Raw genomic sequence first — 17,165 nt, 5'->3', positions numbered from 1 at the left:
GCAATCTGATCGACATCGAAGAGGTCTCTATCCAGCGCGTCCACCACTGCAACACCCATCGACCTCACTACGCTCGTTGACACAAATCAGTACCGACACCAGGAGTCCAGCAGACGTGACCACCACGGAGTTCACAGCAGCACCCGGATCAATCGTGGTGGTCCGCGACGAAGACTGGCTGGTCACCGCAGTGGAGGCCACGTCCGACGGCTACTTCGTACATGTCACCGGCATGTCCGACCTCGTCCGCGACACCGAAGCCGTCTTCTCGACAGCGCTCGACGACATAGTCGAGGTCGATCCCACCGCAGTGTCCGTCGTCGGAGACCACTCCGACCAGTTCCGCCGCGCGCGTCTGTGGCTCGAAGCGATGCTGCGCAAGACTCCGGTCGCGATCGCCGATCCAGGGCTGACGACCGCTCATCGTGGTTTGGCGGATGCCCTCGACTATCAGCTGAAAGCTGTCGCGAAGGCCCTCGATCCGGACAAGCTACGACCGCGAATTCTCCTGGCCGACGCGGTGGGGCTCGGTAAGTCCATCGAGATCGGCATGATTCTGTCCGAGCTGGTTCGGCGAGGGCGCGGCGACCGCATTCTGATCGTCACCCCGAAACACGTGCTCGAGCAGATGCAGATGGAGCTGTGGACGCGCTTCGCGCTGCCGTTCGTTCGTCTCGATTCGGCGGGGATCCAGCGGATCCGGCAGGTGCTGCCGGGTAACCGGAATCCATTCACCTACTACAAACGCGTCATCATCTCGATCGACACGCTCAAGAGCGACCGATACATCGCGGCCCTGCGCAAGCAGAGGTGGGACGCCGTGGTGATCGACGAGTCGCACAACGTCACCAACACCACCGCCCAAAACAACCGGCTGGCACGCCTGCTGGCCTCACGCACGGACGCGTTGATCCTCGCGTCCGCAACCCCGCACAACGGACGCGCCGAGTCGTTCGCGGAGTTGATTCGGCTCCTCGATCCGAGCGTCGTCTCCCCCTCAGGAGAGCTTCACCTCGACGAGGTGAAGAAGCTCGTGATCCGTCGCCACCGCCATCATCCGGATGTGGCCGGCGCGGTCGGATCGGATTGGGCCGAACGCGAGCAACCACGCAATGTGACGGTGCCGGCCACCGCTGCCGAAGATGCAATCGCCCGCGAGTTGGAAGACGTGTGGCTCTGGCCGAAGAGTGGTTCTTCCCCATATTCGGGCAAGAATGCATCGCTGTTCCCGTGGGTGCTCGCCAAGGCCTTCCTGTCGTCGCCCAGGGCACTGCTCGATTCGGTACGCGAGCGCCATCGCCGACTCGATCAGGACAACCCCGCCACTGCGCCCGAGCGAGCCGCCTTGGATCGCTTGGCAGCACTTGCTGAGGCAGTGCCGATCGCGAAATCTGCGAAGTACCTCGCCCTTCGCGACTACCTCGGCGAGATCGCCGTATCACGCACCGGAACCCGCCGGGTTGTGGTGTTCGCCGAGCGGGTCGCAACGCTGAACGGGCTCGCCGAAGCCCTGGCGAAGGACCTCAAATTGAGCACCGCATCCGGAGATCAACTCGGTCAGGTCACCGTGTTGCACGGAGGGCTCAGCGACGCCGAGCAGCAGGCGATCGTCGAGTCGTTCAAACTCGAGTCGTCCCCGATCCGGGTTCTCGTGACCGGTGATGTCGCATCGGAAGGCGTCAATCTCCATTCGCAGTGCCACCATCTGGTGCACTACGACATTCCGTGGAGCCTGATTCGCATCGAGCAGCGCAACGGCCGTATTGACCGGTACGGGCAGAAACATCGTCCTCAGATCACCACGCTGCTGCTCACCCCATCGACCGCCCATTTCGCGGGCGACATTCGCGTTCTCGCACGTCTCGTCGAGCGGGAACACGAAGCACACACCGCTCTCGGCGATTCGGCATCGCTGATGGGTACCTACGACGTGAAAGCCGAAGAGGAGTCGATCCGGCAGGTCCTCGCCGGCCAGAAGCAGCTCGACGCTGTGGTCAAGACCGTCGAGGAGGTACAGACCGGCGGTGGTCTCGACGCGTTCTTCGCTCTGCTCGACACCGAGCCAGGCGACGAAGACACCAATGTCGTGGACACGATCGATGTCGCCGAGTCGGACGAGTCCGAAACCGGCGTCTACGAATCCGAATTCGCCTTTCTCGAAGCCGCCCTCACCGAGTTCCTGGACACCCCCCACCTCAAACCGCCGAACGGGGTGGGCTGGAAGGTACACAAGCAACAGTCGATCGCGAGCCTCACACCGTCGAAGGATCTCCGACAGCGACTCGAGGTGCTGCCGCAGGACTATCTGAGATCACGACGTGTCACCGAGTCGTACAAGCTCGCCTATACGAAACTTCGTGGACAGGAAGAGCTGCGTCAGGCGAAGGCCGGAACGTCGACGTCGGCATGGCCCGAGGCACACTATCTGGCGCCGCTGCATCCGATCATCGACTGGGCTGCCGACCGTGCTCTCGCCGAGCTCGGCCGTGGCCAGATCTTCGCTGTGCGCGGCGGCGTACCGTTCGCCTCCGTACTTGTCCAGGTGACGCAGACGAACTCGCGGGGGCAGGTAGTAGCAGCGTCGTACTACACCGTGGATTTCCCGGATCCCTCCGATCCGGACGGGTCGCTGGTCACTCCACACACGAACGCCCGCGGTGCGGTCGAACACCTGAGGATCGCGGCTGAGAGCCGCAGCGACCTCTCGGGTGCTCAGTCGTTGCAGTCTCTTGTCGCTGCCGCAGTCCGCGCCGCCGATAGTGCTGCTGAGCAACAGGCCACCGCAATCCGGGAGGAAACCGAGCAGCGCATCGCCGCGTGGATCCGGAGGTCGGAGCACTGGAAGGCACAGGCCGGGGAGCTGATTCAGCGTGGGGAGTTGCGTGAACGCACTGCCCGCATCACCGAGGAGCAAGAACTCGCGCAAGCGATGAACCCGGAACGCCGGCTCGCCCGACCACTGATCCTCACCGTCCCCACCGATCTCGAACTCGCGCAGGAGAACTGACGATGGCCATTACGTCCGATGCCCTGGTGGTCGGAGAAGATTTCATCAGCGAGCACTACTTCACCACCGACGCGAAATCTCAGTCGTTCCACGCCAAGGTACTCGAGCGTCGCAAACAGTGGGATGCTGCGAAGGCCGAGGGACATTCCACTGTCCGCGCCCGTTACACCGAATCTCGTGGAAAACTCACCACGGAGTTCATCGGCTTGTCCGAGAGCGCTGACGAGCAGACGCTCGACGAGCTGTACGGCACGCTGCGTACGGTCCTGGGATTCGACAATGCACTCCGCTGGCAGACCGAGCGTATCGGCGGTAACGAGACGCAGCCGGGACCGGCTCTCGCCGTGCATGCACGGGATCTCGGCGGTTCGGCGCCGTTCGTCCTGGTCGAGGCGTGTGGCGGCCTGGAACTCGAAGATCTTCTCGCCAAAAACGAGAAGACGCTACTGCGTGAGTTTCACACCGAGAACGACACCATCGTGTCGGTCGCCGGGCTGCTGTCACACTTGTTCGTCAGCGAGGACGGCCCGAAGTTCGCGCTCGTCCTGGCCGGCAGCACTGCGCTGGTGACCGAGCGTGAACGTTGGCTCGAAGGACGCTATCTCGCAGTTGACCTTCAGTTGATCGGTGAACGCAACGACGACAAGCGCGGAGGCGAAACAGACCGCGCGCTGACGTGTCTCGAAGCAGACTCGCTCGCACCGGACTCCGAGGGCGACATCTGGTGGACGAACGTGATCGACGAGTCCGTCAAACACACCGTCGGTGTCTCGAAGGATCTTCGTGAAGGCGTGCGGTTGTCGATCGAGATCATCGCCAACGACGTCGTCTCGCGCCGCCGCGAGCAGGGACTCGTATCGCTCGCCGACGATTCAGCACAATTGCTCGCCGGCCAGTCACTCCGGTTCCTCTATCGCATCCTGTTCCTGCTCTACGCCGAGGCCACCCCGGAACTGTCCGTGGTGCCGGCCGGCGATCCGACCTACGAGCGCGGTTACAGCCTCGACCGCCTGCGTGAGTTGCTCCCCGTCGAATTGGTGACGCCGCACGCCCAGAGCGGAACGCACTTCTACGATTCCCTCAAGACCCTTTTCGACCTGGTCGACCGGGGACACGACGGCGGTGTCGACGACAATGACGATGCTCGCGCCGAAGGTCTGACATTCCGCAGCTTGCGCGCCGACCTCTTCCGTCCGATCGCGACCTCGCTGATCGACGACGTGAAACTCTCCAATGCCGCGTTGCAGAAGGTCCTGCGGCATCTGTTGCTGAGCAAGGAATACCGTGGAAAGGACCGCGGATTCATTTCGTATGCCGAGCTGGGCATCAACCAACTCGGTGCGGTGTACGAGGGGCTGATGAGCTACACCGGATTCTTCGCACAGGACACCCTGTACGAGGTGGCGAAGAACGGAGATGACGAAAAGGGCTCGTGGGTGGTGCCCGAGAGTCGCATCGAAGGTATCGCCGAATCCGATTTCGTCCGGATGCCCGATGAGATCACCGGTGAGCTCGCCCCTGTCAAGCACACTCCGGGGACCTTCGTCTTCCGGCTGGCCGGTCGTGAACGGCAGCAGTCGGCGTCGTACTACACGCCCGAGGTGCTGACGCGCTTCACTGTCGGGCAGGCACTCGAAGAACTTCTGGACCAGAACGGCACAACCACCACCGCCGAGGAGATCCTCGAAATTACTGTGTGCGAACCGGCACTCGGTTCGGGCGCCTTCGCAATCGAGGCTGTTCGCCAGCTCGCAGAACAATACCTGACGCGACGCCAGAACGAGCTTGGTGAACGTATCGAGCCGGACAAGTACCCGACCGAACTGCAACGAGTGAAGGCATACCTCGCGTTGCATCAGGTGTATGGCGTGGATCTGAACGCCACGGCGGTGGAGTTTGCGGAGATCTCGCTGTGGCTCGACACGATGGGGCCGGATCTCTCGGCTCCGTGGTTCGGTCTACATCTGCGGCGTGGCAATTCGTTGATCGGGGCACGCCGTGCCGTCATTCCAGGCAACCGAATCACCGACACGGGGTGGATCGCTGCAACCCCGGTCGATGTTCCGCTCGGCGAATCACTCGACAAGCACAAAGGCGCGGTCCATCATTTCCTGGTGCCGGCCAGCGGCTGGGGTTCGACCGCTGAAGCGAAGGAAGGCAAGGCACTTGCCCCGGACGCCACGGCGGAGCTGAAGGAATGGAGACGCGGTCTGAAGAAGAAGCTGACCGCCACCCAAGTTCGACAGCTCCGTGGGTTGGCGCAGCGAGTGGAGACCCTGTGGGGTTTCGCGCTGCGACGCTTACAGATCGCCGAATCCGAGATTCGGCGCGATATTCCAGTGTGGGGCCGGGATTTCACGCCGACCGGTGGTGCCGTGAGCCGGGAGGAGATCGAGGAGTCGCTGGCCGATGAGGCGGGCGCCTATCGCCGGTTGCGCCGTGTGATGGACGCGTGGTGTGCACTCTGGTTCTGGCCGCTCACCGAGACCGCCCGCAGGGTCGGCCACATAATCGCGAAGCCGCCGAGCGTGGATGAGTGGATCGAGACGCTAACCGACCTACTCGGTACCCCGGTCAAGGAGACCCGCGGCGAGTCAAAGTTCGGCCAGTACAACCTGTTCGATGTGTCGGATTGGACTGAACTCGGCCACGCAGAGGAAACTGACCTCCTACTCGCGCAAGCAAAGGACCCGTTCACGGTTGCCGAGGAGCATCCCTGGCTCGCGGTAACCGACAGAGTCACCCTCAGGCAGGGCTTCTTCCACTGGGAACTGGACTTCGCACAGGTATTCGACCGAGGTGGCTTCGATCTCCAGGTCGGAAATCCGCCGTGGGTGCGACCTGACTTCAACGAATCCGCAGCACTCGCCGAGTTCGATGTCACGTGGGCATTGGAGTCCAAGATCGCGACCGACAAGGCGCGGACGATGAAGACTTCCGCCCTAAAGAACCCCTCGGCTCTCGATTTCTATATCTCCGAGCTTGAAGACACTGTAGCAAACCGCGCGTTTCTATCTTCCCCAAATATGTTCCCCTACTTAACAGGATTGCGGGCAGATCTTTATCGGTGCTTCATGGAGCAGACCTGGCGGAACAACTCCAACACCGGAATCGTTGCACTGATCCACCTAGTAACACATTTGACCGACGAAAAGGCGGGCAAGCTTCGGCGTCAAGTGTACGAACGTCTACGACGCCATTGGCAATTCATAAATGAATTGAAGCTGTTCGAGATTCAAGACCAGAAATCGTACGGCGTTGAGGTATACGGACAGCCTCGTGATGTTCGTTTCCTGAGCGCCTCGTGGCTGTACCATCCCGAAACTGTAATCCGCTCACTTTCGCATGACGGCTCCGGACCAGAACCTGGATTGAAGGACGATACAGGCAAGTGGGATCTTCGCCCCCATGCCAAACGCATAATACAGGTGGATGACACCGTTCTTTCCATGTGGAAGTCAACGCTTGAATCGGAGGCGGTCCCAATCCGCCAAACGCGGATGTTTTCTGCGGTAAATGAATCTTCATCGAAGACGCTTGCCGCCATCTCTCAAACCACCAGAATCGGCGATCTGGGACTCTTTTTCTCACAAGGATGGAACGAAACAACGGATTTCAAGAAGGGATTCTTCACCAAGAAATGGGGGGCGCCACAATCCCTCGCTGAGACGATAATCCAGGGCCCCCACCTGTATGTCGGAACACCCTACTACAAGTCACCAAATGCGACAATGTTGCACCAACAGGATTGGGCCGCAACGGATCTTGAGACGCTTACACCGGACGCCCTCCCTATTACGTCCTACAAGCCAGAAGACGACCAAGCGCATTATAGCGCAAACTACACTTCTTGGTCAGTTGCCAAAAATTCAAGAACGGAAACCATCCGCGCCCGCGACTATTTTCGAATCGCGTGGCGCGCGATGGCAGCAAATACCGGGGAACGGACTCTAATGGCGGCTATAGTGCCACCAGGTGTAGCGCATGTTCACGGCGTTGCCTCAGCTGCCCTTCCATTCAACTCGTCAGAATTTCTCCCCAGCATCGCGGCCGTCGCGGCTTCACTCCTTGCTGACTTTGCCGTACGAACTGTCCCCAAATCTACGATCTCTGCGAGCACCTTCGGACGCCTTCCCTGGATTTCTGATCGTCGGGTCCAAGCTCTTCTCCACTGCCGATCACTTCGACTGAACTGTGTCACCGACGCTTACCGTGAACTTTGGAACGAGTCCTTTGATAATGAGATGACGATTGATGGCTGGGCTGGTGGGTTTGAGCATCAACTCCGTACCCCACTTGGCGAAGTCAATCCCGAATGGACCCCTGACACTCCTCTCCGCATCGCCGCCGATCGTCGGCAAGCTCTAGTCGAGATCGACGCACTCGTGGCCCTCGGTCTCGGACTGACAGCGGACGAGCTATGCACCATTTACCGCACCCAGTTTCCTGTTCTCTACGGGTACGACCGCAACAAGTTCCTGTACGACATCAACGGGCGCCTCGTCCCCCAGAAAGTTCTTGCTGTGTGGCGGAAGAAGAATGATGCAATCAGCGAAGAAGAGCGCACCGCCACCAATGCAGCCGGCAACACCTACGTCTACGAACTGCCCTTCCAGTTCCTCGACCGTGAAGCCGACATGCGCGAGGCCTATGCCGAGTTCGAGAAGCGACTCGCCCTCAAGGGAGACGACTGATCGTGGCCGAGCTGCTGCCACTCGCCCAAGCCGAGACCATCAAAACGAGCCTGCTCGACTATCTCGGCACAACCTTCGCGCTCGCCGACCCCGACGCGCGACACGTCCTCGACGAGTTCCTGCAGGACCGCGAAACCGGCATGTTCCGCGGACCCTACGTGCGTCTACGGCTGCCGTTCCGAGCCGCCGACGACGGGTGGCGCGACAGCCTCGAATGGTACGAGGGCTACACGCCTTACGGGCATCAGGCAGCAGCATTCGATCGGCTCTCCAGCTTCAACCTCACTGCTGAGAAGACGCGGCCCCTGCCCACTCTCGTCACCACCGGTACAGGCTCGGGTAAGACCGAAGCATTCCTGTATCCGATCCTCGACCACGTGCAGCGTGCAAAACGCAACGGGGTCACCGGGACCAAAGCACTCATCCTGTATCCGATGAACGCCCTCGCCAACGACCAGGCTGGGCGTCTCACCGAAATTCTCACGAGCAACCCCGCACTCGGCGGCATCACTGCCGCCCTCTACACCGGTGAAGCCGGCACCAAACGCACCACAGTGAGTTCCGAAGGTCTCATCACTGACCGCGAGATCATCCGCGACACCGCACCCGACATCCTGCTCACCAACTACAAGATGCTCGACCAGCTGCTCCTCCGACCTGCGGATGCACGGCTCTGGAAGCAGAGTGCAACAAGTCTGCAGTACCTGGTCCTCGACGAGTTTCACACCTATGACGGTGCACAAGGCACCGACGTGTCGATGCTCCTTCGCCGTCTCGGCCACACCCTCAAGAGTCACTGGCACTCGAACGAGTACGGAGTTACATCTGAAGACTGGGAGCGCCCGCTCGGCCTCATTACTCCGGTCGCGACCTCTGCGACCCTCGGAGACGGCAACGACCCCACTACGATGCTCGAATTCGCCCACACAGTGTTCGGGGACGAGTTCACCGCCGAAGCTGTTGTCACCGAATCGCGATTGGGACTCGACGAATGGATCGGGGACGCGCCTGCCCGTGTCGCACATGCCGGGTACGCCGCTATCGACCAACCCGCCCTGCTTGCCCTACAGGTTGACAGCCTCGACCCAGCCGAACCCATCGCCACCACCGCTACTCTACTTTCAGCCCTCTACATCGGCGACCCCGAAGCCCTGCTTCGAGAGGTCCGGAACGGCAGCGAGTTCGTCCTCGAACTCGTCAAGAGCCACCCGATCTTCCAACAAGTCGTCGAACACACGCAGACAGCCATCCCCCTGGACGAACTGTGCGGAACTGATGGCACCCCCTCCGTTCTCACCGGCCTCGACGAACTCAAACCTGAACAGCGATCCATCATTGTCAATACGTTGCTGACTGTTCTGAGCCACGTCCGCGCAACCGTCGGCCGTGGCGCTGCGTCGGTCGACGCTCACCTGTGGATCCGAGAACTCACACGTATCGACCGAGCCGCGATCGGCACTCCGCTCTTCACCTGGAGCGACGATGGGCTGATCGTCAACAATCCGGACGACGAACTACTCGACGCCTCGTTCTTCCCAGCCATCTATTGCCGGCACTGCAACCGCTCCGGTTGGGGAGTCGTGCTCGCCCCCACCGGAACCGAACTCGACGCCGACGACGCAACGATTCGACGCCGCGCGCTCGTCAACGACGACCGATTCCGCGCGCTCATCCACGCCCCCGCCGAAGCCTCCGAATCCGAGAACGGACCGGTAACCGACCCCGGCCTGTCCGACGGCGCTGGCCTGGCATGGTTCGTCGTCCGAGAACGCCGCCTCGCACACCAGCGTCCCAGCGATTCGCTCATTGCCGAGGGCGGTGCAATTCCTGTCCTGGTGAATATGTCAGCCGACGCAGGCAGCGACTCCGTCAAGGAAATCTGTCCGTCGTGCCGGCAACCCGACGGCATCCGGTTCCTCGGTTCAGCGATCGCGACAATGCTGTCCGTCTCACTGTCCACATTGTTCGGGACACCGAATCTGGACCCGAAGGAAAAGCGAGCGCTGGTCTTCACCGACAGTGTTCAGGACGCCGCTCACCGCGCCGGATTCGTCCAGGCCCGCTCCCACGCACTGACCTTGCGCACACTGCTGCGGCAAGCGCTCGAGCGTGGAGAAACCGACCTCGATACACTCGCGCACCGCGTCCTCGAACTGGCCGGCGACGACGCCGGGGCGCGGTATCGCATCCTGCCGCCCGAGCTGGCCGAACGATCCGACTTCGAGAAGTTCTGGAAAACAGCCTCCGCGAAGAGAATTCCGGTACGGCTCCATCGAGCGGTGATGCGCCGGTTGCTTCTGGATATCGAGCTCGAGTTCGGCCTGCGCTCCGGTGTCGGCCGCACCCTCGAACGTACCGGCTCTGCACTCACCTACATTGATGTCGCCGAACCCGCTCTGCTCGCCGCTGCGCGCGACGCCGTGGACTCCCCCGACGTCCAGTTGACCTTCGACAATCCCGACGACGCGACACTGGTGCGCTGGGTGCGAGGGGTGCTCGTACACATGCGGCGCCGCGGCGCGATCGGGCACGAATGGTTCGACAAGTTCCGCCACGAAGACGGCAACCGCTGGTGGATCACCGGGGGCCGCCGACGTGGTGAGGGTATGCCCGGTTTCGGTCGCGGCAACTCTGCACCCGGCTATCCGGTTCTGGGCAAAGCTCCTGATACCGATCTCGAACCGATCGCCTCACCGCGCGGCTGGTACGCCCAGTGGACAGCGAAAACGCTCGGTGTGACGACTGCCGAGGGCGGTGTCCTGGCGCGTCTGCTCTTCGGTCGTCTGCATCGTCGGGAGATAGTCGGGCAGGCCGTGTCGAAGTCCGGAGCCCAGACATTCCATCTGTCGCCGTCATCGGTGATCGCACGCCCTGTCACCGACACCGAGCTCGCCGATGGACAGGTCTCACTGATCTGCTCGATCTGCCGCGACACTGTCTACGCCTACCCTGCGACCGTCGCTCAGCTGCGGGGCGGACCGTGCATGGTGATCCACTGCGACGGCACACTCGAGCAGCACCACATCGACGACAACTTCTATCGCCAGATGTACGCAGCGACCGATATTCGCCGAGTTGTCGCCCGGGAGCACACCAGTCTTCTTCCCGACGAGGTGCGCCTCGAATACGAGAACCAGTTCAAGGAGAAGGAACCACCGCCGAACGCACCGAATGTGCTCGTGGCGACACCAACTCTCGAGATGGGCATCGACATCGGCGACCTGTCCGCCGTGCTGCTGTCGTCTCTTCCCCGCACCGTCGCGTCTTACCTCCAACGTGTCGGGCGAGCCGGGCGCCTCACCGGCAACGCGCTCGCGCTCGCCTACGTGACCGGTCGTGGCGACCAACTCCCGCGATTCACCCGTCCGCACGACACCATCAACGGCGCGGTTCGTCCGCCTGCGACCTACCTCGATGCCGAGGAGATCCTGCGGCGCCAGTTCATCGCGTCGGTCGCCGACATCCTTGCGCGTCGCCCCGATGCGCCACATCCACGCACCACACCCGACGTACTGCGTTCGACCGAATCGGGAACCTATCTCGGCGCGCTGATCCGTGAGGCCGAGGACCGCGCCGACGAACTGGTCACCGCGTTCGTCGAAGCATTCCCGCCTCTCGACGACGACGTCGTCGACCGCCTGCGCCGTTTCCCTCGAGTCGACAATGCCACTGGCACGAGCGAATTGGCGTTGCGCTGCCATCGCGCATCGCAGGAATGGAACCGTCGTATCGAGGCGCTGCAACACCGCCGAACTGCGGTCGAGACGATCCTTCCCGGTCTGCGAGAGAAGGCGGAGTCGCCCGCGAAAACGTCCGAAGACGAGTCCGAGTTGCGCACCGCCGAGGCCACGCTGAGGCTGATCCGGAGTCAGCTGTCTGCGTACCGGTCGGAATATTGGATCAGCGCGCTCGAAACGTTCGGTCTGTTCCCGAACTACACATTGCTCGACGACACCGTGACCCTGTCGGTATCGGTGAACTGGCGTGATCCCGAAACCGACAGCTTCGAACATTCGGAGTTCGAAATCAATCGTGGTGCCGCACAAGCACTCCGTGATTTCGCACCGGGATCCACCTTCTACGCCAACCGTTTCGCCATCGCGATCGACGCTGTCGACCTCGGGATCGATGGCGAGGAAGTCCACCAATGGGCATGCTGTGCACGTTGCGGATTCGTCGCCGATCTCACGGATTCCGGTCGAGCCACGGCCCCCAGCATGTGTCCGCGATGCCACTCGACGACGATCGGAGACACCGGACAACGACTTCCGGTGGTTGAGTTGCGCAATGTCTCCGCGGTGATCCGCCGCGAAGAAGCCACCATCGACGACGCGCGCGACGAACGGAACCGGCAGGCGTACACCATCATCACCGCCGCCGATGTCGATCCCGACGAAGTCACCCGAAGGTGGTATGTCGACGGTCTCGGATTCGGCGCGAAACACCTGCGCAGCATGGACATCCGATGGCTGAACCTCGGCAGCGGATCCAGCGGTGCACCGTCTCGATACCTTGCGGGTGACGACGTGAACGTCAACCTGTTCAGGGTGTGTTCCGAATGTGGAAAGCTCGACCAGGCAACCCGGTCCAATCGACCGTCGGAACACCGGCCGTGGTGTTCGCTTCGCACCGCTTTGGAAGAAGACACCCGGACGATCGCCCTCGCCCGCACGATGACCACCGAAGGGCTGGTTCTACGCCTGCCCCCGACCATCACGCTCGGCGATTCGTTCGCGGTGCCGTCGCTGGCTGCAGCACTATTGCTGGGGTTGCGCGAACGGATCGGCGGAGCACCCGACCATCTTCAGGTGACGACCATCGTCGATCCGTCACCCGGCGGAAACGACCATCCCGCGCTGTTGCTCCACGACATCGTTCCCGGCGGAACCGGGTACCTCGCTGATCTCACAACACCGTCGACGGTGTGGGACCTGCTGCATCGGGCATGGAGCGTGCTGCACGCGTGCGGATGCCGCGCCGAGGGCAAACTCGCCTGTGATAGGTGCCTGCTACCGTTCGCCTCACTACACCAGATCCGATACACATCGCGGTCGGCTGCCCAGCACCACCTCGAAACGCTGCTCACCGGCCGGGAGCACGCCCCCGACGACGACGTGGTCATCCCGCCCGATATGCCCTGGCACATCACCGAATCCGAACCCGATGTGGAGGACGGCGAATCCGATCTCGAGAAGCGGTTCCGTGTCGAGTTCCGTGACCGCCTCCTCAAACTCGGTGCGACCATCACCGAGAAGCCCAGTGACCGTGGAGTGTCCTGGGATATTTCACTTGGATCGAGCAATCAGTGGTCACTTCGCCCGCAGGAAAACGTGCTCGGAAGCAAACCCGACTTCATCCTCACGTCGTCGCGGGCGGGTGTGCCGCCGACCGCCATCTTCACCGATGGTTTCCGGTACCACGCAACCCCGAACCACAACAGGCTCGCTGACGACGCCGAAAAGCGCCGAAACCTGCGTGACGGCGGCTACCACGTCGTCGCCGTGACACGCGCAGACGTCGACGGCGACGTTGTCGAATCACACGCGTTCAATTCAGCGCACCGCTCGACCGTCCTCGGTCTCGCCGGCGACCAGTTGTCGAAAGGCGCTCTCGATCTGGTTTTCACCAATGCCCTCGAGCTGTTGATCGCGTGGGTCCAAAACCCGTCGAAGGATTCGCGTGCGCAGCTCGCACACTGGATGCCGGTATTGGCGTTGTTCAGCGTCGGAAAGGCTGGCATCCGCACCGGTGGAGCTTCTGCGCGCGAGTTGGCACTCCGGGCCCTCGACCAGCCCATCGAACCCGATCCCTCCGGCGATACATCCGTATGGCGGTCCGGGCACATCGCTGTGGCGGTGCGTCTGACTCCAGGCGGCCGAGTGCCGATCCCTGCCGAGATCAGTGTGGTTCTCGACGATGCGGACGCGGTTCTCACCCCCGACCTGCAGGACCCGTGGCGGGAATGGCTGCACTGGAGCAACCTGCTGAACTTCCGGGCACTGCCCGCAGATCTGACCACGCGGTCGCATCTGGCGTCCGCATCAATGGCGCTCGACGCAGCATTCGACAGGCTTGCGGAGACACACGCCTCCGCGGAAGAGGCCACAACCCGCCTGACCGGCGCATGGCTCGATGCGTACGAGAACGTCGACGCCTCCGAACGGCAGTTGGTTGAACTCCTTGCAGAAGCGGGCGTTCCGGTACCCGACATCGGAGAGGAAGCCGACGGCGGGATTCCGCTGGAGATCTCCTGGCCCGACCACAAGATCGCGGTGGACGTGTTCGTCGACGACGATGAACGAGATGAACTTGTCCAAGCGGGATGGATATTCTGCAAACCCGACATCGACGACGTACGCGCACTCCTCGAGCAGAAAGGCCTCTAAGTGCCCCAGATCATCCTCGGCCCCGGCCTCGAAAAGCTCGACGGAAGTCTCCACAAGGCCACCTACGCCTTCCTGGCAAAGCTCACCAAGAGTGATCAGACCGCGGGACTGCACATCGAACCGATCAACAATTCGGTCGACCCGCGTGCCCGTACCGGTCGCGTCGACATCAGTAACCGCGCGGTGCTCTTCAAGCTGCAGGGCACCAACGAGGACGCTTCGTACGTCTTCATCGGGACATTCCCTCACGACGAAGCGATCGAGATCGCTCAGAAGAACGTCTTGAAGATGAACCCGCGTAACAACATCGCGGAATTGATCACCCCCGACGAAGCACCGAGAGCCCCCCAAACTCGAACGGCAGCAGCCCCGACGCCATCGACACAGCAGCCGGCCCGCTCCGGTCACAAGTCACTCCGTGAACGAGAATTCACAGTCGACGATCTGACCGATCTCGGAATCGACGCCTCCTTCGCTGAAGGCGCGCTCGACATCGCCGACCCGGATATTCAGCTCGAGTACGCGGAGAATGCCCCTGCGACCTGGCAGGCGAACGCCCTCCTCGACATCTTCGCGGGCGAATCCCTCACCGACATTCGTGAGAAGTACCGGATCGACGAATCCGAACCCGAAGGCGAGACCGAGGACGATCGGATCCTCGCAGGACTGCGTCATCCTGCAGCGCAGATGGAGTTCGCCTTCATCGAAGACGACGACGCACTTCGCGCCGCGATCGAAAATCCCAGCTTCGCAGCATGGCGGATCTTCCTGCACCCCGAGCAACGAGTTTTCACCACTCAGAACTTCAACGGGCCTGCACGTATCACCGGTGGTGCGGGAACCGGCAAGACCGTCGTTCTGCTTCACCGTGCCCGTGCACTGCAACGGAAGAATCCGCAGGCGCGCATCGTGCTCACCACGTACAACCGCACTCTCGCAGACAGCTTGAAAGCACAGCTCCAGCTTCTTGACCCGTCCATCCCTCTTGCCGCCGAGCTCGGCGAGCCCGGCGTCTATATCGCGGGTGTCGACGCCATCGCCTATCAGGTGATCGCATCCGCCGGAGATCTCGGCGGGACCGACGGCAAGCCCGGACCGGTCGTCGACGTTCTCGGCCCGCGCACCTCACGCATCCTCGACCGAACTCGCGACGACGAATGGCGCGTCGCCGCAGAGGAAAACGCCGGCGACCTTCCAGCTGAGCTTCGCGCAACCTCGTTCCTCGAAGCCGAGTACGCCACCGTTGTTCTTCCGGAACGAATCACCACCGAGCAGGATTACCTCAAGGTTCGCCGCCCCGGTCGCGGGGTATCGCTCAATCGTCCCCGCAGGAAAGGCGTGTGGGGAATCATCGCGGCGTACCGCGCATCAACAGCGGCTGCAGCGACCACCGACTACGAGGAACGCGCAGCTATCGCAACCCGCATCCTCGAAGACAGCACTCCCCCTGCGGATCATGTGCTCGTCGACGAAGGCCAGGATCTGAGCCCCGCACGATTCCAGCTCCTGCGAGCGCTCGCCGCGCCCGGGACGAACGATCTGTTCATCGCAGAAGACGGACACCAGCGCATCTACGGACAGCGGATCGTCCTGAAGCACTTCGGCATCAACATCGTCGGTCGTGCAAAGCGCCTGACTCTCAACTACCGAACCACCGAGCAGAACCTGCGCTACGCGCTAGGGATCCTTTCCGGCGCCGACTTTGCCGACCTCGCAGGGGAATCCGAGAGCAGCGAACATTACCGTTCGGCCCGTAGCGGACCGACGCCCCAGGTCGAGCCGGTGAAGTCGCTGGCCGCCGAGTACGACCTGATTGCCGAGCACGTGTCCACATGGCTCGAGAAGAAGGTCGATCCCGAATCGATCGGATTGCTCGTCACCACCAAGAAGGAAGGCCAGGAACTCGCACGCTCCCTCGGCGAACGCGGAGTCACCGTGACCTTCGTCGACCGCGATTCGGCCGGCAAGCGCAACGTCCCTCAGGTCATGACGATGCACCGATCCAAGGGGATGGAGTTCGCCAAGGTTGTCCTCGTCGGAGTCAGCGCAACGAACCTGCCCCGCAACTACATCGTCGACGCGCTCCCCGAAGGGGATCGCGATGCTGCGCTGCAGCGGGAACGCTCACTGCTGTATGTCGCAGCAACCCGAGCGCGGGACGAACTGATCGTGGTGTGGGTCGGTGAGCCGAGCAAGCTTCTACCCAGCACAGCCACACCGGATTAGAACCGAGGACCATCCGTGGAACGTGCCTACGACCTAGTCATCGATCGTTACGTCTCGGCGTACGACGCAGATCCACATCCCGGCTACATGTGTCCGTGTTGCTTTGGTCGGGTCCACCTTCGCCCGGGACGCGTCAAGGTACCTCACTTCGCCCACAATCATGGCGAAGGCAGAGATGACTGCGAGGAGTATCATCCGGGTTCGCGTGCATACGGTTTTCACGAAACGGCCGCTGGTGGCTCACCGCTCTATGTCCACGTCGACGACGAAACCAGGGAGTGGTCTCTGCATCTCGAACTCACCTACCTCACGGCACGCGAGACGCGACACACAGCGCCGTCGGTGCTCGGATCCAGCCGGGTCGAACTTCAACGACGTGGGTTCGGACCCCACCAGGTTGACGCGAAGGTTCTGTGGCCCGGTACCGGACGAAACTCGATTCCAGTTCCGCCCAGCCGATATGACATAGCGGTGAAGACCACTGGTCGTTGGCCCGAGAACATCCCTCCGACACGGTGGCAGCAGACAGTACGTGGCCTTCCGAGTCAGGGAATCCTGTTCGTACCCTTCCGCGGCGGTTCGCTCCGGCGATACGGGTGGTCCACACCGATTTTCTGGGGCGACCGGATTGTCCTTGTCGGCCAACCACAAGCTCGCCCACCATCGCATCTACAAGCTATGAGTCTTCGCTCGAAAACCGTCGATGGAGCCGAATGGTCGGCTTGGTCGATCACCTTGCCGCGCAAACCGAACAGTCGTTTCGTCAGCTGGCTCGCTGGGTTCGGAATCGCAATCGAGGAGCGAAGGAGCCGCACCCGCGTCGCCACACCTGCCGTCGAGTACGGAGCCGAC

The 17,165-nt window shown here is 62.1% G+C and carries 4 protein-coding genes; all 4 read left to right on the top strand.

Annotated elements, in window-relative coordinates; all coding sequences use genetic code 11:
* Nucleotides 1–115 precede the first annotated feature (115 nt).
* The 4 genes from HCA61_RS18650 to HCA61_RS18635 are packed head-to-tail and all read left to right on the top strand — an operon-like array spanning nt 116 to nt 16,313.
* Nucleotides 116–3,007, top strand: coding sequence for a helicase-related protein (locus HCA61_RS18650; RefSeq protein WP_346777602.1), 2,892 nt, complete (start codon nt 116–118; stop codon nt 3,005–3,007).
* A 2-nt stretch (nt 3,008–3,009) separates the two neighbouring features.
* A complete protein-coding gene (locus HCA61_RS18645) occupies nt 3,010–7,701 on the top strand; it encodes a class I SAM-dependent DNA methyltransferase (protein WP_169689696.1) in 4,692 nt (1,563 codons plus the stop codon).
* A gap of 2 nt (nt 7,702–7,703) precedes the next feature.
* Complete coding sequence (locus HCA61_RS18640; protein ID WP_169689695.1) at nt 7,704–14,087, top strand: DEAD/DEAH box helicase; 6,384 nt, start codon at nt 7,704–7,706, stop codon at nt 14,085–14,087.
* Complete coding sequence (locus HCA61_RS18635) at nt 14,088–16,313, top strand: 3'-5' exonuclease (protein WP_169689694.1); 2,226 nt, start codon at nt 14,088–14,090, stop codon at nt 16,311–16,313. It abuts the gene before it with no gap.
* Nucleotides 16,314–17,165 lie beyond the last annotated feature (852 nt).

The sequence above is a fragment of the Rhodococcus sp. HNM0563 genome, assembly GCF_012726195.1.
Classification (GTDB): domain Bacteria; phylum Actinomycetota; class Actinomycetes; order Mycobacteriales; family Mycobacteriaceae; genus Rhodococcus.
Note: the sequence above shows the minus strand (reverse complement) of the source record. Positions and strands in the feature narration are given on the sequence as shown.